Consider the following 26,898-nt stretch of genomic DNA (forward strand, 5'->3'; position numbering starts at 1 on the left):
AACTGTCTGGACAATGCTGTGATAGAAAACTTCTTTGGGCTGCTCAAAAGTGAGCTATTGTATCTGCAGGAATTTCAGTCCATGGAGCACTTCAAACAGGAGCTCATTGAGTATCTGGACTACTACAACAACCGCAGGATTAAGGCAAAGCTAAAGGGCTTGCCGCCTGCAATTCACAGACAGCAAGCCCTTTCGGCTGCTTGAACAATTTTTACTTCAGAATATTGTCTAATTTTTTGGGGTCACTTCATTGAGCTGTGGGAACCTTTTTTGTTACATTTGGGATTCGTCGTAATGGGCACGCTGACCGCCGATGAATTTGGGACGGGTGCGGGCACAGATGATATTGGCTTCTCCGATCTGTTTGATGGAAAGGCGGGTGGGGACTGCCACCTCCCGCAGGTGCATCCCGATGAGTGTACCGCCGATGTCAATACCAGCGGCGGCCTTCACATGTTCCACCATCACCGGGTGAGAAAAGGCCTTGTATGCAGCGGTGGCAAAGCTGCCGCCTGCTTTGGGCTGAGGCACCACATTCACCGGTACCAGGCCATAGGCCCGGGCCGCTTCTTTTTCCAGGACGATGGCCCGGTTCAGATGCTCGCAGCACTGGGCAGCCAGATAAATGCCCTTTTCCTTCAAGATAGGATAGATGCCATCCAGAATGGCCTGGGCCACTTCCGGGCTGGAATCGGAACCGATCCGATGGCCGCCCACTTCGCTGGACGAGCAGCCTACCACAAAAATATCTCCCGGCTCCAGGCGGGCCCGCTCCAAAAGTTCGGTAACGGCCTGTCTGGCCTGACCGGTGATCTCCTCATACATGACAAAGACCTCCTGGGGGATAAAATCCCCAATCATATTTTTCCTCAGTATACCACGAGAAGTGAAAAATGTATACGCCCCTAAGAACAAAAAAAACAGCGGCCTGAAGGAGTGTACTGATAAAGAAGTTTTTATACTCCGGGGGTAAACGGCGTGATGTGCTACGGCATATCACGCTGTTTCTTTTGTTGCGACTTCTTGGGACAGTGGAATTTTCCCTACGAAGTTATAGTAAATGTCGATTTGCTGAGTGCGGTGTCCGCTGGACTTGTCAGGCGCATAAACGATGATTTTTTCAACCAGTTCATGGAGTATATCCGGTGTCAGTTCAGATGGTTCAGTGTACTTCCGCACACACTTCAAGAAGCTCTTGATATTCAGGGCCTTTTCCTCAAAAGCATCTACCGTTTTCTTTAGTTCCGCATAAGTGGACTCCAATTCCTGCTGTTCTTTTTCATAATCCGCATTCATTTTGGAAAAGCGGCTGTCGGACAGCTTGCCGCTCAGATTGTCCTCATAGAGCCGTTTTATAATGCTGTCGATTTCCGCGATACGCCGTGTCTGCTGCTCCAACTGACGCTTGGAAGCGGACAGCATTTGCATCTGCTCAGCCGCTTTATTTTCTGTAACTTGCCGTACAAAATCATCTTCGTAATCTCTGACATAAGCGATGACCTTTCGCAGATTATCCAATACCAGTGTCTCCAGCACCGTGGAGCGGATATAATGTGCGCTGCACTCACCGCGTCTACGCTTATAAGTGCCGCACACATAATTGTCTAAACTTCTATCCCACGATTTAGTTCGGCACAGGTGGAGTTTATTCCCGCAATCAGCACAATACACCATCCCGGAGAACATTCCCATATCGCCCATCTTGGTGGGGCGTCGTCTGCTTTGTCTGGCTTTTTGAACCAAGTCCCATGTCTCTTGATCTATTAAGGCAACATGGGTATTCTCAAAAACAGCCTGCTTTTCTTCTGGATTGCGGATGACTTTCTTGCTTTTGTAGGACTTTTTTGTGGTCTTGAAATTGTAGGTATTTCCCAGATAGTCCTTTTGCTCTAAGATATTTACTACGGTACTCTCATGCCACTGATAAGGAAATTCAGGATTGTAACGGCTTGTCCGCCCGGTACGCTGAAATTCCAGCGTACCGGGTGTTACTATTTGCTTTTCACGCAGGATACGGGCAATCTTGCCGGGGCCATTCCCCTCAACGGCCAACCGAAAAATCAGTCGTACTACCGGTGCAGTCTCCATGTCCTCAATGAGTTGTCCATTCTCGCCTTTTAAGTACCCATAGGGAATTTGTGTGGACAAGCGTTTCCCGGACAAGCCTTTTGCGCGGAAAACTGCGCGGATTTTCTTACTGGTATCTTTGGCATACCACTCGTTGATGATGTTCCGAAATGGTGTAAAATCGTTATCATCCCGCTCACTGTCTACACCGTCATTGATGGCGATAAAACGGACATCCTTATCGGGGAACATGATCTCCGTGTACATTCCGACTTCCAAATAGTTTCGCCCAAAGCGGGACATATCTTTGACGATCACGCAATCAACATATCCTGCTTCAATATCAGCCAGCATCTCTTGAAAACCGGGGCGGTTGAAGTTCGTGCCGCTGTAACCATCGTCCACATAGAACCTATAGTTGGGGATGCCGTGGTCTTTCGCGTATTTCTCTAAAATCTGTTTTTGGTGCTGGATGCTGTTGCTGTCGCCCTCGTTATCATCATCACGGGATAATCTGCAATAAAACGCCGTGAATTGTTTGGACTGTCTAATCATATTCCCTCCGTTCCGACAGCCGCCAAGGTTGATAAAAACGCTTATCAGGTCAATAATATTATACCAGACTCCAATGATACGGTCAAAAAATCAAACTTTTTTGCCGTATTTTGTCGTTTTGGTATCCATGTCGATCAGACGCTTGATTTTATCAACGGCTGTACTGCCCTCACTGGGGAAATGAGAGGTGACGATATAAGTAGTGTTACCAATCTTCTTTTCCATCTGCATAGGCTGCTCTGCTTTCTTATCCATGTTGTCACCCCTCGCGCATTTTTTGAATGGTCTAAAATCGACAAAAACCGCGCCCTCATGCAGGCGCGGCCTTTGATGTAGTTTTGTTTGTTGGCAGGTACATTTCAGGAACATATTGGACGGTGCTGGCACACCTTACACGGGAATTTCACCCCCTGCGGTTCTCACAGGTTGCCCCCTTTGCCTGCGACGGCTCACGGCCTGTCAAGGCCGCTTCAACGCTCGGACTAAGGCTGGACAATCGTATCTCCCCGATATGCGGGTCATCGCCCCAAGCCAGCCACGGCTTGTTTGTGCGCGGAAGGCTGCTCCCCCTATACCTCCTTTCTTAGTTGGGATCATGGCCTGCTCAATCCCGCACGGCTTTCCTTTCGGGCGCATATCGGATGTATCCAATAGACCTATTCAATTCTCGGACTGTCGCCAGCCCGCACGGGTGTACCGCTACCGGTACATCCGTGCCGAATGGCGAGTGTCGAAATCTGTCTCAAATTGAGCCACATTTCCGGCGGCAGGCAAAAGAGAAAGGCGGCAGTGCGCCGCCTTTCTCCCTGTCGGTCAGTTTCTCAGGTAAGCGGCCAGAATGTCGATGAACTGGGAATTGGTCGGCGGCTGTCGCAGTTCAGCCCCGGCAATCAGGTTCAAGAAGCTGTGGTCTGGGTAATTCCAACAGCTCTGAATGAGCGTGCGGAGATTGCGCTCGACGCAACTGGGCGTGGTCTGAAAATGCGCCGCCGTTTGTGCATAGAGGCGCTTGGTAATAAGAATCATATTCTCCGGCTGATCCCGAACTTGCTCCACCATGTAGACCGCATAGCGGAATCCCGTCAGCTTGCCGCTCAAGCCGAGGAGACGCAGCAGCCGCTCTGCGGTCAGCGGCGTCTGCGAAGCGTCTCGTTCATACTCAGGCACATAATAAACTAAAGGCATTTGATACCCCTCCTGTTAGAAATTAGGATAAGAACAGAGAAAGGGCAGCAGGGGGCGGGCCTCTCGGCCAGCGGTAGGTCTTGGCACAAGACCTCTGCTATGCCGGAACTAAATCCAGCCGTTAGGAATACCCCAATTTTCTGTTTTCACTGTGAAAGTGAGATGGCGGGGGAGCGTTGTGTGAATGGTCGTCAGGCCGAAATTTCTTGTAAACATCCGTGTCCTCCGTTAAGTAAATCATACACGATAAATGCCGTTTTGTGTCATATAATCGCTCTACAATGCCCTGCGGTAATCGTCTGATTTTGCTCGATTGCAGTCGAATTTTGAACTTTTGGACGATATTATAGAAAAACCGCAAGGCAACTCCAACGAGGAGCCGCCTTGCGGTTCTAAACGATTTGCTGCGTTCCCCTTTGTTCGCGCAGTTTTGTTTTAATGAAGCAAAATTACTTCACGATCTCCGCGCAGAAGCGCATCATCATGGTTGCCATCTGAGCGCGTGTGGTGCTGCCCTTGGGATCAAGGATCATGCCGCTGCCCTGCGTCTTGCCGGCCACCATGCCGGAGCCGCAGGCCCACTGCATGGCGGGAATGGCGTACTGCGCCACGGTGGTCGCATCGTCATAGGAGAGGATGTTAGTATCCTCGCCTACGCTGACATCGTAGCCCTTGTACTGGGCATAGCGCCACAGGATCGTGACCATCTGCTCACGGGTCATAGCATCATCCGGGCCAAACTTGCCGTTGCCATAGCCCGCTGCCACGCCCTCGGACGCTGCCCAGCGGATAGCCTCGGTGTACCATGCGTCAGCCTTCACATCTTCAAAATTCATGGCATAGTTCACAATGGGGCTGCCGTTCAGACGCCACAGCATGACCGCAATCATGGCGCGGGTAGTTCCGGCGTCGGGCTGGAAGATGTTGTTGCCGTAACCGACCATCAGGCCGTTTTCAAGGCAGAAGTGAACGCCATCATGATACCAGTCTGTGGTCTTAGCGTCAGTGAACGGCCAGATGGGGCAAGTGCTGTCCTTCGGGCAATTCCGATAAGCGAGGTTCCAGTCGGTTTCCACGAAAGAAGCTGTGACGGTGACGCCGCTTGCGGGCATGGTGAAGGTGTACTGACCGTTGCCCTTGGCGGTGACAGAAATGGTCTTGCCGTTCTTATCGGTCACAGTCAGCTTGCCCAACTCATAGCCCTTATCTGGGGTGACGGTGATAGTCACGGTGCTGTCCTTGGCCGCAGAGGACTTGTCCGCCTTGATGGTGCCGTTGGTTACGGATTTCACATCGACGGGATAGGTGGTTGCGGAGCCGCTGGAGGAACTATGGCCGCCGCTGCTCTTGGTAGTGTAGCCGATGGCGTAGGTGGAGAACTTGGTGGCGTAAATGGTGATGGAGTTGTCATTCACGCGATAAGTACCATCTGCTGGGGTGCTGCCTGCTGCGGTCAGCTTGGCAGCCGTACCGTCATGTACGCGATAGACGGAGATGTTCTTGCGTGCGGTATCAAAGTCGATGGTGATAGATTGAACATGATCGCCAGTATCCGTGATATTTTCAACCTTTGTTCCGTTCACATACCGCTCAATGTCCATATCCAGATAAGACAGGGTTTCGCTGCCGGAAAGGTTCTTGATCGCAGAAACAGTTTCCTCCGGGAGTGCGGTTTCTTCCTTACCTGCAACATTCAGCACGATACGAACAACATCGGTATTGGTCGGTGCATAGACCTCGGCCAGAGCATCCAGACCGGAAACCGTAGCACTCGGCGTATTCTCGTTTACCTTGACCTCGGTTTTGATATTCCCCGCAGGGAGATGCAGAATGACATCATTCGTATCATTGGAAACGACGATTTCATTCGTAACGCCGCGATTATCCTTTTCGGCAGAAATGTTGTAATTACCAGCCGAAAGATTGGCAAAGGTAAATGCACCATCCGCATCGGTGGTAACAGAAGCAACAATGGAGTCACCCTGCATCAGCTTCACAATCGCGCCGGATAGGTTTTCTCCATCATTACCCTTGACCGCGCCGCTGACAGTGTAGGCCGCAGCATCGGCAGAGATCCACTTGGCATAGAGCGTCATATCTTCGGTGACGGTATCTGTGCCGAAATTCCACGCTATCTTAAAATCGGCATCACTGTACCAGCCTGTGAAAAGATAGCCTTCACGGACGGGTGTATCCGGAGCCGTGACCTCATCGCCCGCTTTCAATATTTGCTTGTCTGGCGCAACGCCGTCATATCCAAGGTCAAATGTAACATTGAGCGGGAGGGTCGGGCCTACTTTGAAATACTTATAACGATCCAGCCCGGTTGTGCCATCCCACGCCGAAGCGCCCGCCGCAGCTGCTTCGGTATTGGATACAGCCGTGTAACCAAAGGCATCATACTCAGAAAAATCAGGGGAGACAGCGTAAACTGCTTCGCCATCACTATTTTGTGCTTCACAGACATGGCTGTTTGCAGTGATTTCCACGCTTGCCTTGTCCTTAATCATGGGACTATTTTTCACGCGCAGACCATTCGATTCAGAATGGATTGTTGTCGTGGAAGTTCCTGCAAATTTCACTGTGCCATTATCCAGTCGGATACCGTGTGCGTCAGCGGTAATCTGCACTGTAGAATTACCCAAGATTTCAACATTGTTCTTATTCGCCCAAATACCGCGACCAGAACCGGAAATATTGACATTGGAGTTGTCAATCACAATATCGCCAGAATTGTTGGAAAGCAATCCAGCATATCCGTTGGAGCCTGCTACGATGTTGACAGTACTCCCGATAATCTTGATTCCATTTGTACCTAAATAATTGTAGATACCGCAGTCACTGCCTGTTTCCATCGTGACATTGCTGTTGAATATTTCTACATTTCCTGCCATGATATTGCTATAATCGTCAGACTCATCATAGCGCACATAAAGTTTGACTTTAGAGCCGTTGATGATTTGAACATTTTTGCTGATAACAATAGAGCCGTACTCAGTATCTGATGTAATATTTGCTCCATCAAACACAATTTCTTCCCACGAATTGATGAAGAAATTACAATCAGAAACAGCCAACTGCCCATCGCCAGAAAATGTGACTTTCAAATTACCGGCACCACTGGCATTTGTGGATACCTTGTAAAAACCACTAATTGTATTTTGTCCATTCAGTACCACATTATATTCGCCCTGTACGGGGAACAAAATTGCCGTTTTATAATCTACATCCTTGCCTGCGCCAATTAACGCAGCATTATTGAATGTAATTATACCGGGCACACCTTCGCTTGCCGGAGTAAAAGTGATAGTACCCTCACCTGCTCTATAGGTGGTTTCCTCAGTTGGCGGCGTGGTGAGGTCAAGTCCGGTTTGAGTAATATCTTGTACCTCTGGCTCCGTTGGAGCTTCTGCCCCTTCATTATCCGCCAGTGCTGGGACGCAGAGTAGGCTAACGAGCATCACAACGCTCATCACCAGCGACAACGCCCGATTCCATGCGCTTTGTTTCATGTTTATCCTCCTTATTTCGTGTGCTTTGCACATTTTTACAAGTTAATCAAGGTTGCGCGGGATAAATACCCGCACCACCGTACCTTGTCCGATTTTGCTCTCCACCGTCAGCTTTGCGCCGCAGACCATTTTCAGACGGTCACGGACAAGCTGCAAGCCGAGGTGGTCTTTCCCGTCCTGCGGCAGGTGTTCCGGGTCAAACCCGACACCATCATCAGAAACGGTGACTTCCACGCCCAGCGGCGTTTCGCGGGTAGTGAGCTTCACCATTCCTCCGTCCTCGTCCTGACACACACCCCACTTCACCGCATTTTCCACCAACGGCTGAATGGTCAGGGCAGGCAGAGAAAAGTCCGTCACCTCAATGTCCATATCCACTAAGAGATCTTCACCAAAACGAAGCTGCTCCAGATAGAGATAGGTTTCAATGTGCTTGAGTTCCGTGGCGAAAGGCACCGTTCCTTTTGCGTTCAGCGCGTTCATATTCGTGCGGAGATATTCCGCAAAGGCCAGTGTGGCCTCTTTTGCCTCTGCCGGTGCGTGTTCACACAGGGCGGCGATGGCGGTCAATGAGTTATAAAGGAAATGGGGCTGCACCTGCGAGAGTACCAGCGCCGAGCGCATTTGTGCCAGTTCCTGTTCCGTGCGGTAATATTGCTCCGTCTGGTCAAGAATGATGGCTCCCAGCATAAATACTGCCGCCAATGTGGACGACAGCAGCAGGAAATACACACCGTAGAAAAACAGCTGCATGAAAATCGCCACAATGGGTACGCAGACATACACGCAGAAGCTGATTCGCTCCGCCCGGCTCAGCCGTTCCCGGTAGCAGACGATCAGAACAATATCCATCACCAGCGTTCCGATCGCAATCGCCTGTGACAGCCAGAACAGCGGCCCGCGGTGATAGATGCCGCCTGCGTCCACAGAATAGAACAGACCGGTAAACTGCGTGATGACCAATAGTGCGACTGCTGCGGCAAAAATCGTCCATGCCGCTCTATGCCAAATTCGCGTCAGCTTCTTTTCTCTGCGGTCGATCAGGTAGAGGAGATACAAGGTCAGCACCAACGTCAGAGCATCACCCCAGAAATACTCGTTGAAATTTGCGAAGCGCAAAAAGAATCTGCCGACTGCATCGCTCCGTCCCCGTAATAATAGTCCGCCCATATTGGCAAGCAGGTCTAAAAACAGAAAAGAGAATATCGCAAGGAAATACCGTTTGGTCTTGCGGTCAATGTGCGTTGCTATCAGCAGAATTGTCACAGCCAATAGGCAGAACAAAAGCCCCCAGCTTTCCATCGCCAGGTTGATATATTTTAATGTGTCGGTCATGGCATCGACCTCCTTGGGATAGTATATAAAAGTGACCGCAACAAAAGCGCAACAAATAACGCCGATTTTCGACGGAGACGAAAATTTTTTATTTCGACACACAGTAAAAGCGCTGCTGCCACATGGACAGTAGCGCTTTTATCTAATTGGGGATTCTATCCCATACGGCCCGTAATAAATTCCGCCCATGAGTATTGTGCCATAAACTCTCCTTGATAATGATTGACAGCGGCGATTTCACCGTCTAAAAAGCGGTAGTAATCACAATCAATCTGTTTTGTATTCAGAGAGACAGAATTATAGCTCTTATCAAGCACCGCCTCTGCACCAATATTGTTCAGCGTTTTTGTCATGCTGGCGAGGATTGTTCTTGTGTAAGCCGATTGCTTTATGTCATAGGGCTGATCTTCAAAAAGGACGCTGGCAATATCCCGAATACTGCACGATGTCCCACATCGACTAATCAGATATGCAAAACACTCTTTCGCTTTGGCACGGTCAAAATGGACAAGTTTCCCATCTGAAGCGTAAACCTCAAAATTGCCGAAGCAAATTACGCGCAGTAATGCTGCGGGATGTTGCCGCTCAATAGGGTGACGAAGATCCTCCAATTCCTGTCGTATCTTTTCCTCTGTCGCAGGCTTTTCAATATAACCGCTGGCGTGAAGCTGCATCGCTTCACCAACATATTCGTTATAGCCAGTCACAAAAATAATATTGATTTTGGGGTAAATATCTTTCAGCCTTCGGGCCAACTCCAACCCGGTCATAGAGCGCATCCGCACATCTAAAAACGCGATGTCACAAGGATTTTTCTGCGCGCAGCTTAACGCCTCGCGGGGCTTTCCAAAAGAGAAAACCTCAGCTTCCGGCAATATCTTTTGAATGGTATCCGTTAGAAGCTGTAATGCCAGACGCTCATCATCCACCGCTAAAATTTTCATTTAAGAATACCCCCACCTGTTTCAAACACCAGAAGCCAATCATGCCGTGGTACCACGGCATGAAGCGTGGCCACGCTTCATGATTTTTCTGATTTCCCGCCTATTATATCAGTGAAAGAAGCACCTTTCAACAGAAGCACTGTTCTTACTCGTTCTCAGATTTTAGAAGGTACATTCAGCCACTTCTTTTTCCATGTGCCGGGATGAATCAGCAAAGTCGGCTTGCCCAGCGCAAGGGCATAGGCCATAGCTTTATCCTCTGCGCTGCCGCTGGCAAGGTCAGGATCATATACAGCCATCAGCATATCAGACTGTTTGATGATCCGCTGATAGGCCAAAAACTGCGCGTTGGGCTTCTCCTGATAATCAATGCAGGAAAGGTCTGTGCAGTCCGCCAGCATATTAAAATAGCGGTCACGTAGCTGCGGCGTCCACTTGGTAGCCTGTTCCTCAAAGGGCGTCACGCAAACAAGGCGTATGGCCTCATCTTTTTCCTGCACCACATGGATGATCTCAGCAGCATATAGCCCCACGCCGGGGTCACAGGCAACTTGAAATTCCACCACTCCGCATTGACGCAGTTCCATAATGCACTGTGCCAGTTCCAGCTTCATCCGGCGGCATTGGGTATCTTCTTCATCAAAGCCCCACGGAAACCGCATGGGATGCTGGCCTATGATTGCACAACGATAGTTCTCCATAACTGCGCCCTCTCTATCTTATAACTCACCGATTCCGTCATGTGCTTTCCTATACTATAATATTGCTCACTAATTAAATCAATAGCGCTCTGATACATACAGAAAAGAGATTTGGGAAACCGTATAATTTGCTTATCATCAGAAAGGCAGGACACCGCATGAGCAAAGAAGTTTCCTTCAAAAATCGTGACCGTTTCGTACAGCTTGGGATCGCTATTGCGGCGCTCCGTAAAATGCGTGGTCTGTCACAGGAGAAGCTGGCCGAGAAGGCCGGTGTCAGTCGCTCGCTCATCAGCACGATTGAAGCGCCGAACATGGCTCACGGCTTCTCGCTGGATGTGTTCTTCGATATTGCCGATGCACTGGAGGTCGATCCCGCCGACCTTATCAATGCCTCTGTGTTCCCGGACAGGATCATAAAATCGAAATAGCTTTTAATGCGTCTCAAACTGAGACGCATTTTTCGACGATTTATGCGCCAAGCCTCCGTATCTGACTTATCTCTCATTTTACTGTATTGTGGGTATAATCACAATACAATTTTCTCAGAATACCACATATAATTTTTATATTAAGCAGGAAATGTGGTGATGGAGATAGTCGATTACGGGCCACTGTGGGAAACCATGAAACGAAACAATGTGACGCAATACCAGCTTTTGCAGAGCGGCATTGATAATCACACTCTCGATTCCCTCAAAAAGGGCGGAAATATCACCATGCTCACACTGGAGAAGCTGTGCAAGATCATCGGCTGCACTCCGAATGATGTGGTATCTTTCAAATAGCGACTGCTGGCTCTTGGGCTGGTGGTCGCTATTGCTTTCCAAAAAAGAATCAGGCGGACAGCTATACAGCTATCCGCCCATCTGAGATTATCTTGTTGTCCGAATCAGTGTTTGCGTTTTCAGTAAAAGCGATGCCAATACACGGTGATCTTCCCGCTCTACCCACCATTGGGGCATCAGAAATCGCAGCGCCCGCTCTGTCCATAGGTAATCCTGATGGGTCAAAGTGTTCTGTTCCAGTCCTTTGCACAGGCGGGAGTAGCCGGCACGGACAGGCTCACAAACCGAGGCACGGTCAAGATACCGGCCTATAAAGCCGCAGAGAACAGCAGTTTCTTCCTCTGTATAAGTCATAGATACCCCCAATCACACACGATGGGTATTGTAGCATACCGGGAAGCCAAATGAAAGAGCAAAAATGCGTCTCAATTCGAGACACATTTTTCTACAATCATCGACAATTAGGCCAAATAGCTTTACACGGCAACCTGAATTTCATATAATGAAGCCAAGCATCGAACACAAAGGACGGTAAGATCATGCCTATTGATAAGCAACTATTACGGCAGCTTTTGGCTACTGAAAAATACAAGAAATGTACGGATACCCCAGATAGTGCAGCAGCCTTAACCTCTACGCTATCAGACACGGATGCGTTGGTACAATCCTGCCAAAATGTGCAGGCCATCCCCTTTATTCTCTGGAATGATTTCTATAATGCGGATGGTATCTTATCGCCCAAAAGCAAAAAGAAAGCCTACCGCTACAAGTGGGGCGATAAGGTCTTTGTGGACTTTGGCTGTGGCAATATTCAAACGGAGCTGTCCTTTCCACATCCAGCTATTGTTCTCTATAATTTTGCAAACACTGTGATTGTTGCACCGACCACCTCGGATGACAGCCCCAACTGCTTCTCCGATGATATAGAAGAAGTCATCATCAAGGCGAAGAAAGATGGAACGGTGTTCCCCAAGGACACGATCATCAACCTCCACCAGATCAAGTCCGTACACAAAGACCGTATCATTAGCAACTTGCGCTGTAATGTAAAGAGTTATATCGTAGATAAAGACGAGATTGCACGACAAAATGCAATTCATGGGAAAGCTACCTTTATAGATGGAATGGATCTGCTGGACTGCATCCGAACGAAGCTGGTATATATCTTTGCAGAGCCTCAAATGCGAGCAAAAAATGCAGAAATACTCCAGCAGCGTGAAAAAATCAAAGACCTGCAAGCCGACCTTGAAGCAGCACAGCAGAAGATGCTTGAACTGACCGCACAGATGGAAAAGACTTCTGCTGTAGAACAGGGGCAAAATGACTAACCGCCGCATATAATATTCTCGGATAGGCATTGACAGAGCATAGAGTTTTTGCTAAAATACAAATAGCAAAAGAACCTATCTTGTCAGCTCGAAAGAGTGAGACACTCAACTTTATGCTTAAACTGCGAGAGCGGAGCATCCGATGCTCCGCTCTCATCTTTTTGTATGAAAAAATCAGGCCCGCTCTACCCAATAAAGGCAGTGCGGGTTTTCTAAAATAATATGGCTCAAAATGAGACACATTTCGACAACAGCTAAAACCCCGTCCAAACCGGAGAACCTTTATATAGGAAGGTCTGCATATCGCCACAGTCTGCGTCAGACAGATCCCGCAGTCTTTTGTGGGTCTTAGAAATGAACAACTGGCTTTTCAGCGGCGGATGTGCTTGATACCGCTCTATCAGTTCATCCACTTGACAGGCAGAGGCATAGCAGGCGGGGTCATGCTCCCGAATATGCTGATAAAAATAGCCTGTATGGAACGGACAAAATACGCAGCATGACGCCTTCGTTTCAATTCCCCATACTTCTCTGTTATAGGCATAGCAGTCGCTCCGTGTCCAGCCCATAGCTACAAGCGGGTACTTATTTTCAAATAAGATCGCTTTACTTTCTTTCGCCCGACGAACTTCCTCGGCCATGATTCCCATGTGCAGCCCGTGAGCGTGTTTATCAACAGAGAGTGTTCGTTCTCTTGGTCGGTAACAAAGTAGCTCATACCGAACAAAGCGCTCTATCATCTTTATTTTGTAGTCTACCGTACACTGCCGCGGCATCCTGCCTTTCTTGCCATCTTCCCCCAATGTCCAAAACGGGATGCTGGAGACTCGCGCTTTTCCAAATCTGTTTAGATAGTCTCCGTACAAGTCTACATCCAACTTATAAAAAGGGATACCGGCTCTGCGGCACAAGTCTGCCGCAAACGCAGCTTGCCGATATACCCAGCTTGGCTCCGCGTGGAGATCACAGAAAATGACCGCATCGTATATAGGGACTTCTGGCCAGACAGGATAGCCCCTCATGGCATTTTCACAAGCCATTCCAACCAAGGTCGTGCTGGGCGTCCCGGCTCCATAGCTTAAAATTTCAAGATTATCCAAGGTCAACATGATGGCACCTCCGAGAAGCAGGGTATCATCATTGGCTCAAACGCGCAAAAAATCAGGCTCACGCCACCAAGTACGGCAGCGTGAGCCTGAAATAATGTGTCTCGATTTGAGACGAATTTCGACAGCGATTATTCTCCGTAATAGTTTGGCCGTGCAACGGAAGCAAAGCCTTTTGTACCAGTAATGACCACATTGTTCGCGCCGCTGGCACAGTGGATCACCAGCAGACTGCCATCCTCGTCTCGGCCGCAGATAATGCCGACATGGGAATTGTCCGGGTAAAACACCAAGTCACCGGGCTGGGCGTCCGGCCACGAAATATCAGTGCAATACGAGTGCTGCATGGTGGCGCCGCCGCCATGTCCGATGATGTAGCTGCCGCCCGTGGCGTTGTAAAAGGCCCAATCCACGAATCCACTGCAATCTAACCCGTAGGGCCGATAGGTGCCGGTAGTGGAACTGCCTGCGGCTGTGACCTGACGAAGCTGCCCCCAGCGGCTGTCCCAGCCAAGCACCAGTGATTTCCCGCCCCAAAAATACGAAACTTTTCCGTAAAGCATCAGAGCATTTTGGATGACCGCCCGGCGCTCCGGGGAAAGGTCTGCCGGGAGGTTCTGAAGGACTTCTTCTGCATCCGCATTGGTGATGGTCAGGCTGGAGGCCAGCGAAGCCAGCGTGGTCCGGTCTGCTAACAGCTCGTCCAAGGCTTCATTCTGGTACTTCGTAAATACATAGATTGTCCGCATTTCATCCGCTGTTTTCGGCGTGATGGTGATATGCAAAATGTACTCCGTCCAACCATCATCGTCTCCACTTCCGGGATGGTTTATTGTCTCCACCCAAGAGGTGATCTCCGTCATATCCCAGAATACGGCGGTCAGACGGGCTACCCGGTCAGCGTCCAGTGTGGCCACATCCACGCCATCATCCGTGCCTGCGGTTTTAGCTGCAAAGACAGCCAGCACCTCCGGCCAGTCCGGGGCCTGCCCTTGAATGTCGATGCTGTCATAGTCCCCGGCTTGCAACTCCTCCAGCTTGGCGTTGTAGGCGATATTCACCTGCGCCACGGCCTCGGCTACCGACACAGTATCCGGTGCGTTACGCTCTGCCGCAAAATACAGCCCAAAGGGGGAACTTGCCACAGCCGCGATGATGATAATGACTACCAGTGCCACCAGGACAACGCTCCCGCCTACCAAACCGGCCAGTGCGGAGATCAAGGCAGCGGCGGCACGGCGGAGCATCCCAGCTGCCCGCTTGAACAGCTCTACCGCTGTCTTGGCGGCCTTCTTGGCCTGTGCCGTAGTTTGGTGGATCTGTTGCTGCGAAGCGGTTTCCTGCGCTGCTAATATAGGCTTTGCCGCAGTTTTGAAGGATGTACGCTTAACCTTTGGAGCGGGCAGTGGCTTTTCCGGCTTGCTTTTGCTATGATCGTTCACGGCAAACCGCTTCTTCTCTTTGAAAGCGCCGTGCTTCGGCGTATCGGCCTTTGACGGTGAAACCGGCTCCCACTCTGCGTCATAGAAAGCAGGCCGCTCCTCCGCAGAATGGACAGCCCGCCGCTCCGAAAGCCGCTTGTTCTTCTGCTTGTCCACTACGAACTGTCGGCGGGCTTCAAACTGCCGCTTTTCATCCAGTGGCCTTGCTTCTTCAGCAGAAGGAGTCTCCGAGCGGACTGTACTCTCAGGTGTTGTATATCTTGAGGTATTTCCTCTCGGAGTGACAGGCCGCTCTTTTACTTCGCGCTCACGCGGGATACTCGTAGACGATTTTTCCTTTATCTGCGGCTTTTGCTTTTCCTGCGCCACACGATTCCGCACCGTGTCCACTGCCCAGCTGGCCGCACCCTCTACTTCATCGACAGCCTGCGTTTCCGCGCTATCTGATTCCGGTTCCTGCCGCTCCGCCAACTGCTGGCGGTACTTCTCCTTCAGCAGCATAGCCCGGTGGCGGGGATCAAGCATAGCGGTACGCTTGCTTTTGGGCTGCCCCATTTTAGGCTTCTCCTTAAATTCCGGCAATCTGGTACACCCCCTTAATGCGTCTCAATTCGAGACAAATTTCGACAATGCTCATTTGTCCCCCGGCGTTGTGGTCATCAGGCGATAAAGGGCACCGTCGCGGGGAAACTCGTTGACAAAGGGGATGATGGAGCTGCCAATCCGCATAAGACCGTGGCCAGCCTCCACATTCGTCACATGGCTCATCTGCGTCTCCGAAATATGAAGCAGCTTCGCCAGTTCTGCCCGGTCAGTGGCCGCCTGATTGAGCAGGATCAAAAACTCACTGTTGGCCAGCATCAAGCGGGCCGTTTCAGAGTGCAGACACTCCTCGATATTCTGCGTGGCTGCGGTCATGGCCGCGGCGTACTTGCGAAAGCGTTTCCAGCATTTGTAGAGAAATTGTGCAGAGTAGTAATATTTGAAGAACAAATACACCTCGTCCACGAATACCCATGTGTACCGCCCGGCCAATCGGTTTGCCGCCACGCGGTTTTGAATCGTCTCCAGCACCACATTCAGCGCCGTGGGCTTCAGCTGCTCACCCATCTCGTAGAGGTCAAAGCAGACGATACGGTTATCAATATCAAAATTGGTTTCGTGGGCGAACATATTCAAGCTGCCCTCCACGAACAGTTCAGAGGCAAGGGCCAATTCCTGTGCTTCACGCTCCGGCTGACGTTTGACCTCGTTGCGCCAGTCCGGGAGGGTCGGTATCCGGCCTTCACCGCCGCTTTTGATGAAGTCATGGTAGATATTGGCGGTGCAGCGGTCAATGATGGACTTGTGATACGCCCCCAGCTGACCGACGCCCATCTGCTGTTCGCAAATGCTCATCATCAGTTCAGACTTCATCGCCACCGGGTTCTCACCGGCTCCATAGCCCCGGTTAATATCCAGAGGGTTGATGTGGTGCGGGCTGGATGGCGAAATTTCCAGCACCGCCCCTTGCAGCGCCCGCGTCAATTCGCCATACTCACGCTCGGCGTCGATCATAATAATATCGTCATTGGTGGACAGGGCAATAAAGGTAATGGCCTCCTTCATTGAAAAGGACTTGCCGCTGCCCGACACACCCAACACGAAGCCGTGGGGGTTCAGCAGCTTCTTGCGGTTGCAGATCAAGAGGTTTTTGCTCACAGCGTTGACACCATAATAAATGCCGCCCGCGTCCTGAATTTCTTGGACACGGAACGGCATTAGGACAGCGGTGGATTCCGTAGTGAGGGTACGGGTCGTTTTGATACGGCGCAGGCCATAGGGCAAAGCAGTGTTCAAACCGTCCTCCTGCTGGTAGCGGAGGACGGAGAACTGACAAGCCTGCTCCAGTCCGATCGCTTGCAGCGTTTCTGTGTCAGCATCCAACTGCTCCAGCGTGTCGGCCATGTGAACGATAGTCACATTGGCAAAGATCATCCTCTGGTCACGGGTACTCAGATCGTCCAGAAACTCCTTCGTCTCCGCCCGCAGCTGCTCCAGTTCATAGGGGATGCTGGCCGTGAAGTTATTGCGGCTGTTCTGGCGCTGCTGCCACCGGGCAATATCCGCTTCGATGCCGAGGATGCGGCTCTGCACCTCCCGGATGGCCTCATCGGTGGGAATGGGGATAATGTCAATGGACAGCATGAGGTTCTGCGGAAAATCAGACAGCTTAGAGATCATTTCATCTTTAATATAGCTGGCATAGTCCCGCAGGAACAGGACACGGCCAACCTTGCCGCCCAACTCGAAATGGTCTGCCTTAAAGCACAGACCGTCCGGGCAGATGTAGTCCCTAAAGTCGTGCCCTTTCTTCATAGCATCGCTCAGGTCAAAGCGGAAGTGTTCTTCCTCTCCGGTGCGGAAGAAGTCATGGAAGATACGCAGCCGTTCCTGATTATCCAGCGCCCTTGCACCGCTCTCCAAGCGTCCAAAATTCTTCCCAAGATCAGCGTCAACCCTGTGGAAAAAGGTGCGGGCCTCCTCAATATTCTTCCGGGCCACCGAAACTGTGATATACTTGTCCTGAATGAGGTCGTTGCTTTCTGCGGCCTTGTCGGTCAGGACGCGGTTGTACTCCTGACGGTACACATCCAGACCGTCCCCGCGCTCCCGCATCAGGATACTGCGGCGAAAGTCCGCACCATTCAACCGCCTGTTGTTGATGGTGATTTTCGTGGTGGCATCCGTAGGCAGGCTGTTCAGTACACCGCAGTAGGAAGTGAACATATTGTGTTGATCGTCACGGGAGGCCAGCGCATAGTTAATATCCGCAAAACGCCAAGTTCGACTGAATTTGCCGCCGGTCTGCCAAATACCGTCCCGGTAGATCCTCTGGACGGGAATGGACTGCTGGACGCTCCGGGGAATTTTGAACCGCTCCCGTTCACTGCGGTCTGCGGCAAGCAGGGTCTTAATCATAAATGTTCTTCTCCTTTTCGCTCAGAATTTTGCAGTACAGATTTTCAGAGCGGAACGCCCTCGGCCCCGCGTACAAAATCTGCGACTTGATAAACGCCCATACGAACTGCTCAAAGGTCAGGCCGTTATAGCGAAAAAAGCCGGCCACAGCCAGTGGCGCGGCGGCCACGATGCAAACCCAGCTGGCTGTCTCCTTGCCGATAGCCCCCTTCGTCAAAAAGTAGGTGCCGATGGCGGTGCCTACGGCCAGCACCGCACAGATGAACTGCCGTGTGGAGAGGCCGAAAAAAATCGTCTCGCTGTGCTGCCGGACTTCTTTGGGTATCTTAATTTCCATAGAGAAACCTCCTGTCGAAATGTGTCTCAAATTGAGCCGCATTTCTCTTTGAAACTATTAATTTTTCGATTTTTTGACACGATTTTTGAGGTATGAGATAATAGAAGTACCAAATAAAGGAGGTTTTTACTATGACGATCCTGCAACAGGTACTTCTTGCTTTCGCCGCATTTGTTCTGTTTATCTTTGCAATCCGGTTGGTGTTCGCCCTGCTCCTGCGCCTGCAACTTCTGCCCATTCTGGTCTGGCTGGGCGTAGGGCACATCTATCCCCAATGGACAGCGGAACATCCCTTTGTATTCTACGGCGTTTTGGCATTTTTCGGACTGCTGGCGCTGTCCTGCTGGCTCCGCCCGGTGGTGGAGTGGGTACAGGAACGACAAATGCTTCGGCTGGCTGAGCGGCAGATCAAAGATGAGCTGCACCGTGCCAATGCGGAGGGCCGCACCATCACCGGCTTTCAGCTGTGCAACGGTGTCCCCATCCCGGAATATAAGGACTGAAAAACGGCGGGCTGAAGCCCGCCGTTTTCTTGTCTTATAGCCCAAACATCTCCTTTGCGATGCGCTCCGCGCCCTTGATAAGGGCCACCAGTATCAGCATATTGAAAATGGTCTGTGCCACATACTGCCAGCTCATCGTGACAACGGGCAGTGAAGTATCCGCGATTGGCGCGCCGCTGGCGGCAAAGGCGGAAAAAATCAGGCAGGCCAACACCACGATAGCGCCCTCCATGCAGACACCGAGATAGCTTTTCAGGAAGGCTTTTCCCATAAATGATGTATCCTCTCCCGCGAAGGAGGCCAGCGGCAGCGGAGCCAGCGCCGTAAACATATACAGTCGGAAAAAGCGCCCATAAACTGTCATAATCAGGATGAAGGACAGCACCGTAATAAACAGGCTTCCCAAGAATGTGACCATCCAGAGGGGAACAGACTGAAAGAAGCCCACTTCTTCGATAGCATCCGCAATTTCCTGCGGCAGCGTCACACTGGCGGCGCTCATGCCGCCAATGCTGCCCATGATGGACTGCACCACGCCGCCGCACACGGAAAACACGGCAGTCATAATTTCCATGGCACTTCCCACGGCCACCTTTGCGACTATGAAGCGGATGAAATGCCGCAGGGCAAATTCCGGGCGCTGGAGGTCGCGGAAGCTGGCGGCAGAGCGGAATACGCTCATCGCAAAAAACAGCACCAGCAAGCCATAGCCAAAAGCTTTCAGACCGTCATTGATGGTGACGATAGTATTCCAAATCTCACCGCCGCGAAAGGCTTGCGGCGTGGTGGTGACAAGGCTCCATATCTCTGTCAGCTTTTCGTTCCATGTATCAAAGGACGCTTGCAGATTGCCGACGATCCAGTTATTCAAATGATTTCACCCCATTTCTCCAGAGAAGTAAAAGGGGCAGGCTCCACGGCCTGCCCCTTTTCCGTTAGACCGCACCGATGGCAGTGAGAATTTCTTTCGCAAAAGCAATCATCAAGCCGCCGAAAAGGCACAGAAAGCCCTGCGTTCTTTGGCTGGCGTCATGGGACTGGATGGACATTCCCACCTGCACAATGCCCCAGCCGAGAATGATAACCCCCAAGGCTTTGATGATCGAAAAAATGAAATCGGACAGGTTTCCGACAATGGTGAGCGGATCGTCAGCGGCCAATGCGGGGCAAGTCAAGGCGGCGCAGGCCAGCATAGTCAAAACGAGCGCCCCATAGCGGCGTCCGGCCCGGATAGTCCGGCGGTTGGTTTCAGACGGAATACGGTTCTTCTTCATGGTGTCATTCTCCTTAGTCATTCAATAATTTCGATGGACTCCCAGCTGTCCGTAGACAACGGCAAGTCCTCCAGCGCATAGGTCAGGCCGGGGCGGTGGATGTACGGCGCGGCGCCGCCATCCTCCGTCAACTTCAGGCCGGGATGCTTTAGGATGTCATACTTTCTGTCCATCACCGGCAACTCGCCGCGGATGAACAGAATACAGTGGTCATTGTCCAGCGCTCGTACTTCGTCCGGGGTCATCAGCTCCCGCCCGGCCTGCTGGTAGTTCACGCTGCTGGAGCCGCCGCGTCCTTTAGAGACACTGCGCGTCCGGGTATCCAGTGTTTCCTTGCCCAGCAGTTCAGAGATATATTTGAAGGTACTGACCTCGTTGCCTCCTAAGTATAACAGCGTATCAGCGTTGCCGATCAGGCCCTCCCAGTCATCCTTGAACAGGGCTTTCAGCGCGGAAATATTTTGCAGGACGATGGTGGACATGATGTTGCGGCTTCGCATGGTCGCTTGCAGCTTGCCGAAATCATCCGGGAGGGATACATTACAAAACTCGTCCATCATCATTCGCACGGGGACGGGCAGCGCCCCTTGATGTACCTTGTCAGCCTGATAGTAAAGGCTTTGAAAGGCGCAGGTGTAGAGCATACCCACGATGTAATTAAAGGTGCTGTCATTATCCGGGATGATGGCAAACACGGCCTGCTTGCGTTCTCCCATTTTTTCAAGCTCCATATCATCCTTGGCGGTAATGTCTTGAATCTCCGGCAGGATAAAGGCGGACAGCCGCACAGCTGCGGAGATCAAAATGGACTTGGCCGTTTTCCCGGCTGCCTGCTTATAAATCTTATATTCCCGCACGGCGATATGGTCGGGGTATTCTTCCTCCAACGCTTCAAACAGCAGGTCTAAGGGGGATTGGTAGTCATCATCGTCCTCTTTGGCTCCGCCGTTTTCGATCATGTAAATGAGCATTTCAAAGTTCTGCTCCTCCGGCGGCGCTTCATGGATCAGATACAGAATAAGGGCTGTGTCCAGCGCAATTTCCGAGCGTTCCCAGAACGGGTCATTCTGCTGCGCGCCTTTGGGAGTGGTGTTCTTGATGAAATTGTTTACCAGTTTCATCACATCTTTATCGTCCTTGATATAGGCAAAAGCATTGAAGCTGTCTGAATGAGATGGGTCGATCAGGTCAAACACCTTGATAACATAGCCCTTTTGAAGGAGCAACGGTGCCACGGCCCGGAGCGTTTCGCCCTTCGGGTCAGTCACAAGAAAGCTGCAATTTGCCTCCATCAGGTTCGGCTTCACAAAAAAGCGTGTTTTGCCCGCACCGGAGCCGCCAATCACGATTTGCAGGAGATTGCGGCGGTGCATTTTGCCGTTCAGGCTCATGCGGACATTCTGCGTCAGGATGGTGTTGTTGCGCGGGTCTTTGTCTCGATATTTGGCATTTAGCTGCTTGGCGCTGCCCCATTTGGCAGAGCCGTGTTCTTCTCCCGGCCTTCGGTTTTCACGGGTCGAGTAGTAGAGAGCGATGGCAGCGCCATAGGCCACCAGTGCCGCCAGCATGAATTTCGCTGTGTGCGATGTCCATCGCACGGAAAAGGGATGCTCCATCAGCCATGAAAACCGCCCCATCAGCGTGAACAGTGTCATGCCGGACTTATACTCCGTTGCCAGTAGTGCCGCCAGCCAAAGCACCATCGGCACGGGCAGCAGCCACAGCAGCGGGTTATGGTCTTGATTTTGTCTCATGCGGTTCTCCTTTTACGCAAATAGGGCCGCCCCTTTTCAGGAGCGGCCCATAAAATGTGTCTCAAAATGAGACGCATTTCGACACCATCAATATCCTGTGCGGGGCAGCTTGGGAACGGCGGGCTTTCCATACACGGAAATCACCCAGCGGCTCACCGCCTGCACCCATGTCCCATTATATGTGCCTCCTGCGTCAGCTACATTTACAAAGGAACCTGCGGACAGCCCGGCCACAGCTTTACAGTGAAGATACGGTGCTTCGACCTGACTAAAGCCCGTCGGGGCCTGCCCGAATACGAACATAATCTCCGTCACGCGCTCGTTGGAGGCCAAACCCAGCGCCACCGAGGACGCTGCCAGCGTGTAATTTTTGCCGGTGGAGAGGTTGTCGGCCAGAGTGCGGTAATCGCCCCCATTGACACGGTAGACGATTTTGTAAGTGCCGGGGAAGTTATAAGTACCGGTCACAACCTTTTCCAGCCGCACCTGTGCAGGGAGAGTGTCCCGCCAGTAGAAATTGCTCAAGCTGACATTGGAGGTGTTGGCAATATGAGAGAACGCATACCGAACCGGCTGATTTGCCATGATCTCTTTGGGGCCAGTCTTGGTAATAGATACGCCAGTAGTGAGGCTCTTGTCCTCTACCTCAAGACGGGCAATCTGACCTTCATACTCAAGGTAGACCGTCAGTTCCTTTTCACTGATGCCGTAATGCTCCGGGGCCTTTACCTCCCGGACAAAGTACCGCGACAAGGGCAGCTGCTTAGAAACGGCCAATCCTCGGCTGTTGGAGCGAATGGTATCGACCACATTTCCAGCCTTGTCGGTAATCTCAAAAACCGCCCCCTCCAGCAGTGTCCCGGCCGGCAGACCGTTGGTGGAGTTATAGTCCGCAGAGCGCTTTGTAATCTGGATCTGTCCGGTAATGGGTGTATTTTCCCATTCGACCTCAGTGGTTTCGCCGGACTTCACATAGACCGTCTTTTTCTGTGTGTCGCGCACATAGCCCTCATTCTCCAATTCACACAGAGAGTAGCGTCCAGCGGGCAAGTCCTCAAAATAGGCATAGCCGCGGTCATCGCTGGTGGCCTGTGCGATTGGGGTATTGGTACTGTCATAGAGCAGGAAAGTCACACCGGGGATAGCCGTTCCGTCTACACTGGAAATTTTGTGGATCAGGATGCTGGAAATAGGAGCATTATAAAACCAAAGCTGCTGAGTATCATTGGCGCGGACTTCGATGGTCTGGGTACGGGAGGCATCGTCAATGCGATAGCCCTTGATCGTCTCCACTTCCGTCACGATAACCGTGCCGACGATGCCGCTGAGAATGATCTGACCGTTCTTGTCCGTCCGGTAAAGTCCTTTGCTGGAAAGGGGGCCATTGTCCACATAGCTGCCATCGGAATAGGTGATTTGGAACAGCACGCCCTCCAACGGGGTTTTCTTATCCGCGCTGGACAGCTTATTGATGATGAGAGAGCCTTGCGGCTGGTTTCTAAACTCCAGGGTGACGGTCTGGCCCGCCTTGATGGTCGCAGTCTGTGGTGCATCATCCAGCAGGTAGCCTGCCTTGGCGCGGGTCTCTTTTACCACCAGCACCGTACCGGGAGTGATACCGCTAACGGTGAAGCTGCCCGCGCTGTCGGTGGTGTATTTGCCGTTGGCATCGCCCACCACGGTGCCGCCCGCGGTAGTCACCATAAACTCAACATCGGAGATGGGTTCATGCGTCACGCTGTCGATCTTTTTCACCAGCAGATTGCCCTTGGGAGAATTGCCAAAATAAAGCTGCACCACATCCTGCTGCTTGCCGCTGATGTAGACCGTCTGCGGCGCAGAGTCGATCACATGGCCGCTGTCGCTGGAAAGCTCCTCAACGATGTAAGTGCCTTCTTTCAGCCCGGTCACGGTAAAGCTGCCATTGGCCGAGGTCTTGTAGGTTCCAATAATCGTACCGCCTGTGCCGGAGGTTCCGGTCAGATACTTCACCTGAAAAACTACGTTGCTCACTGCTTCGCCAGTGATACTATCGTACTTCCAGACCACCAACGCGGAGAGGGGAATATTTTCAAAGGTCAGCGTCTTGGAAGTGCCGGACTGGATGTAGACCTCCTGTGTGGCCTCCTTGATAGAGTACCCCGTGGGCGGCTCCAATTCCGAAATTTTGTACCAGCCATCACGCAGACCGCTGATTTGGAATTGACCGTTTTCATCGGTATAAAAAGTGCCCAGGTCATTGATCTCACCGCTGTCGGTATTGTTGCTGGCGTAGATCACTTGGAACTTTGCGCCCTGCAAAGGATCTCCTGTCACGCTGTCCACCTTTTTCACCGTCAGGCTGGGCTTCTGGTGATTTTCAAAGTAAACGGTGTGGTCGCGGTTAGGATAAAGAGTTACAAGCTGAGAGGGGGCGTCCAGCAGCCACGGGGCCGGTACGGACTTTTCAGAAATTTCGTACACGCCGGGGAGCAGGTTCTTCAGCTCCGCCTTGCCCTCGCCGTCTGTTTTGATCTGATCGACGCTGTGTCCATCTGCGGCACGGACTTCAAAAACGGTATCCGCGATGGGTTCGCCGGTATCGGCATCATGCTTATACACGGTGAGGTTGGGCCGCTTCTGGTTTTCAATGGTCAGGGTGCTGGTCTTGCCGGGGAACAGTTCCACATGATATTCCCGCAGGTCAAGAATGTGAGAGGAATCCGTAGAGGTTTCCCGCACAGAGTACACACCGGGTTCGAGGTCAGAAATCAAAATCTCGCCCTGCTCGTTGGTCGTGCGGTCAAGGTAGTGTGTCCCATCTTCGATCCGCGCGATCCGGAACGACACATTTTTCAGTCGGCTACCGTCCGAACTGGTTTTAATGATTTGCAGAGCGGGCTTGATGGTGTTCGTAAAAACAAACTGTGCGTCCTCGTTTGGGTCAAGCTGAATAATGCGCTGCGCTTGGTCGATCACATATCCTTCGCAGGATTTTTCCGTCACCACATACGCACCAGTAGGCAGCTTAGACAGGTCAATTTCGCCGTTCTGGTCGGTGGTAAATTCTTTGGGGCCATAATCACCTGCCACGGACTTAATTTCAAAAACTGCGTTGGGAATGACCTTGCTGGGGTCGGTGCTGTCCACCTTTACCAGTCTCAGACCCGGCTTCACATCATTAAAGAAAAGCAGTTCCTTAATGCCATCGCCAGCGGACAGTTCCACTTCCTGCGGTGTGGTGTCGAGGATGTGACCGTCACTGCCGGTATCCACCTCTACCGTGCGATAGGTGCCGGGAGCAACATCCGTCAAAAGAATCTCGCCAAACTCATCTGTGCGGAACTTGCCGAGAGAAACACCATCACGCCAAACCTCAAAGGTGACGCCAGACATGGCCACCATATTTTTGCGGTCATACTTGATAATTCTCAATCCCGGCAATTCCTTATTCACCAGAGAAAAGGTCGTCGTTTCGCCCGTGGACACGGTAGCCGTATAGGTGGCATCGTCCTTCAACCAGCCGGAGGGGGCAGTGATCTCTTTGATTTCATACGCACCGGGTCTGATGTTGTCAAAGATGGCATAGCCCGCAAAATTGGTTTCGGCGGTATAGGTGACACCGCTCTCGATGTGCTTGATCTGCACCATAGCACCGGACAGGTGAGCGCCGGTGTCGGACAGTTTTTCAATGCGGAGCGTCCCGTATGGCTCGTTCCAGCAGGTCAGCTCCGCCACCTTGCCGTACTCCACCTTGATATTCTGCGCGGGGTTATCACTGAGCAGGTGATCCAAAGGTGCGACACGCTCATACACGGTGTAATTTCCAGCCAGCGTCAGAGGAATAGTCACCGTACCATCCGCCCCAGTAGCAAATGTGCCAACGGTGGCTCCATCAGGATCGACTACTTCAAAAACAGCTCCGCTGAGAGGTGTGTCCGTTCCTTTCTCCAACTTGGTGATTTTCAGGCCGGTGTCGGGCGGCTCTACCTCACCGCCGTCGCTGTAATTGCTGTAGGTGGACAACCGCATGGTGACAGTAGGATCGGTGTCGCACATATAGTTCTGGAGCTGACCGTACTTGTTCTGCTCCGCGCACACAGCGTAAAACACGGCATATTTATAAACATCGGTGGTAAAAGAAAGCTGGACGCTGCCGGTCTTGCCTGCCACAGCAGAGGCCGGGTACAAAACCTTAAATTTACCGCCATAACCATCGCCGGTGCTGGAGGTAGTAATGGTGGTAATGTCGTTGTTGTCCATATCAACAATGCGCGTTCCAGCGGGAACGGAGGATGGGTCAGTGAACGCCACACGAATAGCGTAATTGCATACCCATGTGTCGGAATGAAGCGTAAATACCTGCTGTTTGTACTGTTGACCGCCTACCGTTACGGTGTAGGCGGTATCACGGTCAGGCGTAGCGGTGACACGGGGCGAGTAGACCTTGCTCCACGCCGTGCCGCGCACATAAATGTCCTTGGCTGCGGCCAAAATGGCCTGCGCCCGCTGAAGCTCCGTGCCGGTCAGATTGGGGTTGACCTTTAGATTGTTGATGTTCCAGTTCGGCAACAGGTAACACCACAAGGCCATTTTAGTAGCATAGTACGCATGGAAGCGATTTTCTAATTTGAGTTCCGTGAGGCTGCGAGTAGGGTAGCCGTTTGCGATAATACCCATAATTTTCGGATCGCTGCCTTTTTCCTCGGCAAGATACTTGATGCTCTGGCCGGGGGCCACGGTCTGGGGGACGCCGTACACATTAGGATTCACACAATATGCGGGGGTTTCTCTCGTTTTCCCATTTTCACCCACATAATTAAAGTAGGTGTAGATCAGTTCCCGCACTCTGCCGTTGATGGAAAGATAGGACAGTTTTTGTCCGCCGTTGTAGATGTTGACTTCGCCCAAAGCCTCCGCTTCACTGCTGGCGGCAAGCGCCGTGGCCGGGAGCATCCCCAGCACCATCACCAGCACAAGAAGCATGGAAATCAATCGTTTTTTCATAGTGCCTCCTCCAAAATGGGCAGAAAGAGGCCCTATGCGGTTCTCGCATCACCCCCTTCTGCTTGAAAATCAGATGTATTACTTACAAAAACCGCAAGAGAAAAGGCAGTCGAAATGTGT

Annotated in this window: 22 protein-coding genes; 5 read left to right on the forward strand and 17 right to left on the reverse strand. The window is 51.6% G+C overall.

The window, feature by feature from the left end; genetic code table 11:
* The coding region (locus KQI26_RS10060) for an IS3 family transposase (RefSeq protein ID WP_216503868.1) at window positions 1-204 on the forward strand (204 nt) is incomplete at its 5' end.
* 69 nt (window positions 205-273) lie between these two features.
* Here KQI26_RS10060 and KQI26_RS10065 read toward each other — a convergent pair.
* From KQI26_RS10065 to KQI26_RS10100, 8 genes are all read right to left on the reverse strand, one after another.
* A complete protein-coding gene (locus KQI26_RS10065; protein WP_253292790.1) occupies window positions 274-861 on the reverse strand; it encodes a TIGR01440 family protein in 588 nt (195 codons plus the stop codon).
* A gap of 135 nt (window positions 862-996) precedes the next feature.
* Entirely contained in the window at window positions 997-2,622 is a 1,626-nt protein-coding gene (locus KQI26_RS10070; RefSeq protein WP_216504304.1) for a recombinase family protein, read from the reverse strand.
* A gap of 90 nt (window positions 2,623-2,712) precedes the next feature.
* Complete coding sequence (locus KQI26_RS10075) at window positions 2,713-2,877, reverse strand: transposon-encoded TnpW family protein (protein ID WP_253292791.1); 165 nt, start codon at window positions 2,875-2,877, stop codon at window positions 2,713-2,715.
* A 558-nt stretch (window positions 2,878-3,435) separates the two neighbouring features.
* Window positions 3,436-3,807, reverse strand: coding sequence for a sporulation initiation factor Spo0A C-terminal domain-containing protein (locus KQI26_RS10080; protein WP_216504305.1), 372 nt, complete (start codon window positions 3,805-3,807; stop codon window positions 3,436-3,438).
* A gap of 449 nt (window positions 3,808-4,256) precedes the next feature.
* On the reverse strand, window positions 4,257-7,319 hold the full coding sequence (locus KQI26_RS10085) for an S-layer homology domain-containing protein (protein WP_216504306.1): 3,063 nt from the start codon (window positions 7,317-7,319) through the stop codon (window positions 4,257-4,259).
* Between the two features lie 42 nt (window positions 7,320-7,361).
* Window positions 7,362-8,654: a sensor histidine kinase gene (locus KQI26_RS10090; RefSeq protein ID WP_216504307.1), complete on the reverse strand. Its 1,293-nt coding sequence runs from the start codon at window positions 8,652-8,654 to the stop codon at window positions 7,362-7,364.
* Window positions 8,655-8,809: 155 nt separating this feature from the next.
* Window positions 8,810-9,598 carry a LytTR family DNA-binding domain-containing protein gene (locus KQI26_RS10095; RefSeq protein WP_216504308.1) on the reverse strand — a complete coding sequence of 263 codons (789 nt, stop codon included), beginning with the start codon at window positions 9,596-9,598 and terminating at the stop codon, window positions 8,810-8,812.
* Between the two features lie 155 nt (window positions 9,599-9,753).
* Window positions 9,754-10,299, reverse strand: a complete 546-nt coding sequence (locus tag KQI26_RS10100) for an SLOG family protein (protein WP_216504309.1) — start codon at window positions 10,297-10,299, stop codon at window positions 9,754-9,756.
* 158 nt (window positions 10,300-10,457) lie between these two features.
* Between KQI26_RS10100 and KQI26_RS10105 the strand changes: the two genes are divergently transcribed.
* Window positions 10,458-10,730 carry a helix-turn-helix domain-containing protein gene (locus KQI26_RS10105; protein WP_216504310.1) on the forward strand — a complete coding sequence of 91 codons (273 nt, stop codon included), beginning with the start codon at window positions 10,458-10,460 and terminating at the stop codon, window positions 10,728-10,730.
* A 159-nt stretch (window positions 10,731-10,889) separates the two neighbouring features.
* The gene (locus KQI26_RS10110) at window positions 10,890-11,087 is read left to right on the forward strand and encodes a helix-turn-helix transcriptional regulator (protein ID WP_253292792.1); all 198 of its coding nucleotides are present in this window, start codon (window positions 10,890-10,892) and stop codon (window positions 11,085-11,087) included.
* An 87-nt stretch (window positions 11,088-11,174) separates the two neighbouring features.
* Here the strand turns inward: KQI26_RS10110 and KQI26_RS10115 are convergent, their stop codons facing one another.
* A complete protein-coding gene (locus KQI26_RS10115) occupies window positions 11,175-11,441 on the reverse strand; it encodes a hypothetical protein (protein WP_216504311.1) in 267 nt (88 codons plus the stop codon).
* Between the two features lie 185 nt (window positions 11,442-11,626).
* On the opposite strand from KQI26_RS10115, the gene KQI26_RS10120 reads away from it, so the two are divergent.
* Window positions 11,627-12,415: a type II toxin-antitoxin system PemK/MazF family toxin gene (locus KQI26_RS10120; RefSeq protein ID WP_216504312.1), complete on the forward strand. Its 789-nt coding sequence runs from the start codon at window positions 11,627-11,629 to the stop codon at window positions 12,413-12,415.
* Between the two features lie 254 nt (window positions 12,416-12,669).
* Here KQI26_RS10120 and KQI26_RS10125 read toward each other — a convergent pair whose 3' ends face one another.
* From KQI26_RS10125 to KQI26_RS10140, 4 genes are all read right to left on the reverse strand, one after another.
* Complete coding sequence (locus KQI26_RS10125; RefSeq protein ID WP_216504313.1) at window positions 12,670-13,524, reverse strand: hypothetical protein; 855 nt, start codon at window positions 13,522-13,524, stop codon at window positions 12,670-12,672.
* A gap of 128 nt (window positions 13,525-13,652) precedes the next feature.
* Window positions 13,653-15,518, reverse strand: a complete 1,866-nt coding sequence (locus tag KQI26_RS15355; protein WP_253292793.1) for a C40 family peptidase — start codon at window positions 15,516-15,518, stop codon at window positions 13,653-13,655.
* A gap of 78 nt (window positions 15,519-15,596) precedes the next feature.
* Complete coding sequence (locus KQI26_RS10135; protein ID WP_216504314.1) at window positions 15,597-17,924, reverse strand: VirB4-like conjugal transfer ATPase, CD1110 family; 2,328 nt, start codon at window positions 17,922-17,924, stop codon at window positions 15,597-15,599.
* Window positions 17,917-18,261 (reverse strand): PrgI family protein, encoded by a 345-nt coding sequence (locus KQI26_RS10140; RefSeq protein ID WP_216504315.1) that lies wholly within the window; start codon window positions 18,259-18,261, stop codon window positions 17,917-17,919. Before KQI26_RS10140 ends, KQI26_RS10135 begins: the two co-directional genes overlap by 8 nt.
* Before the next feature lie 131 nt (window positions 18,262-18,392).
* Here KQI26_RS10140 and KQI26_RS10145 point away from each other — a divergent pair, with 131 nt between their 5' ends.
* The gene (locus KQI26_RS10145; protein WP_216504316.1) at window positions 18,393-18,764 is read left to right on the forward strand and encodes a hypothetical protein; all 372 of its coding nucleotides are present in this window, start codon (window positions 18,393-18,395) and stop codon (window positions 18,762-18,764) included.
* 34 nt (window positions 18,765-18,798) lie between these two features.
* On the opposite strand, the gene KQI26_RS10150 is transcribed toward KQI26_RS10145, so the two are convergent.
* The 4 genes from KQI26_RS10150 to KQI26_RS10165 all read right to left on the reverse strand — a co-directional run bounded on the left by KQI26_RS10150 (window position 18,799) and on the right by KQI26_RS10165 (window position 26,778).
* Window positions 18,799-19,635 carry a hypothetical protein gene (locus KQI26_RS10150; RefSeq protein ID WP_216504317.1) on the reverse strand — a complete coding sequence of 279 codons (837 nt, stop codon included), beginning with the start codon at window positions 19,633-19,635 and terminating at the stop codon, window positions 18,799-18,801.
* A 64-nt stretch (window positions 19,636-19,699) separates the two neighbouring features.
* The gene (locus tag KQI26_RS10155) at window positions 19,700-20,038 is read right to left on the reverse strand and encodes a glutamyl-tRNA amidotransferase (protein WP_216504318.1); all 339 of its coding nucleotides are present in this window, start codon (window positions 20,036-20,038) and stop codon (window positions 19,700-19,702) included.
* Window positions 20,039-20,055: 17 nt separating this feature from the next.
* Window positions 20,056-21,792 (reverse strand): VirD4-like conjugal transfer protein, CD1115 family, encoded by a 1,737-nt coding sequence (locus KQI26_RS10160; RefSeq protein WP_216504319.1) that lies wholly within the window; start codon window positions 21,790-21,792, stop codon window positions 20,056-20,058.
* Window positions 21,793-21,879: 87 nt separating this feature from the next.
* Complete coding sequence (locus KQI26_RS10165) at window positions 21,880-26,778, reverse strand: SpaA isopeptide-forming pilin-related protein (protein WP_216504320.1); 4,899 nt, start codon at window positions 26,776-26,778, stop codon at window positions 21,880-21,882.
* Between the last annotated feature and the right edge of the window lie 120 nt (window positions 26,779-26,898).

It is taken from the genome of Intestinimonas sp. MSJ-38, from assembly GCF_018917925.1.
GTDB lineage: Bacteria > Bacillota > Clostridia > Oscillospirales > Butyricicoccaceae > Pseudobutyricicoccus.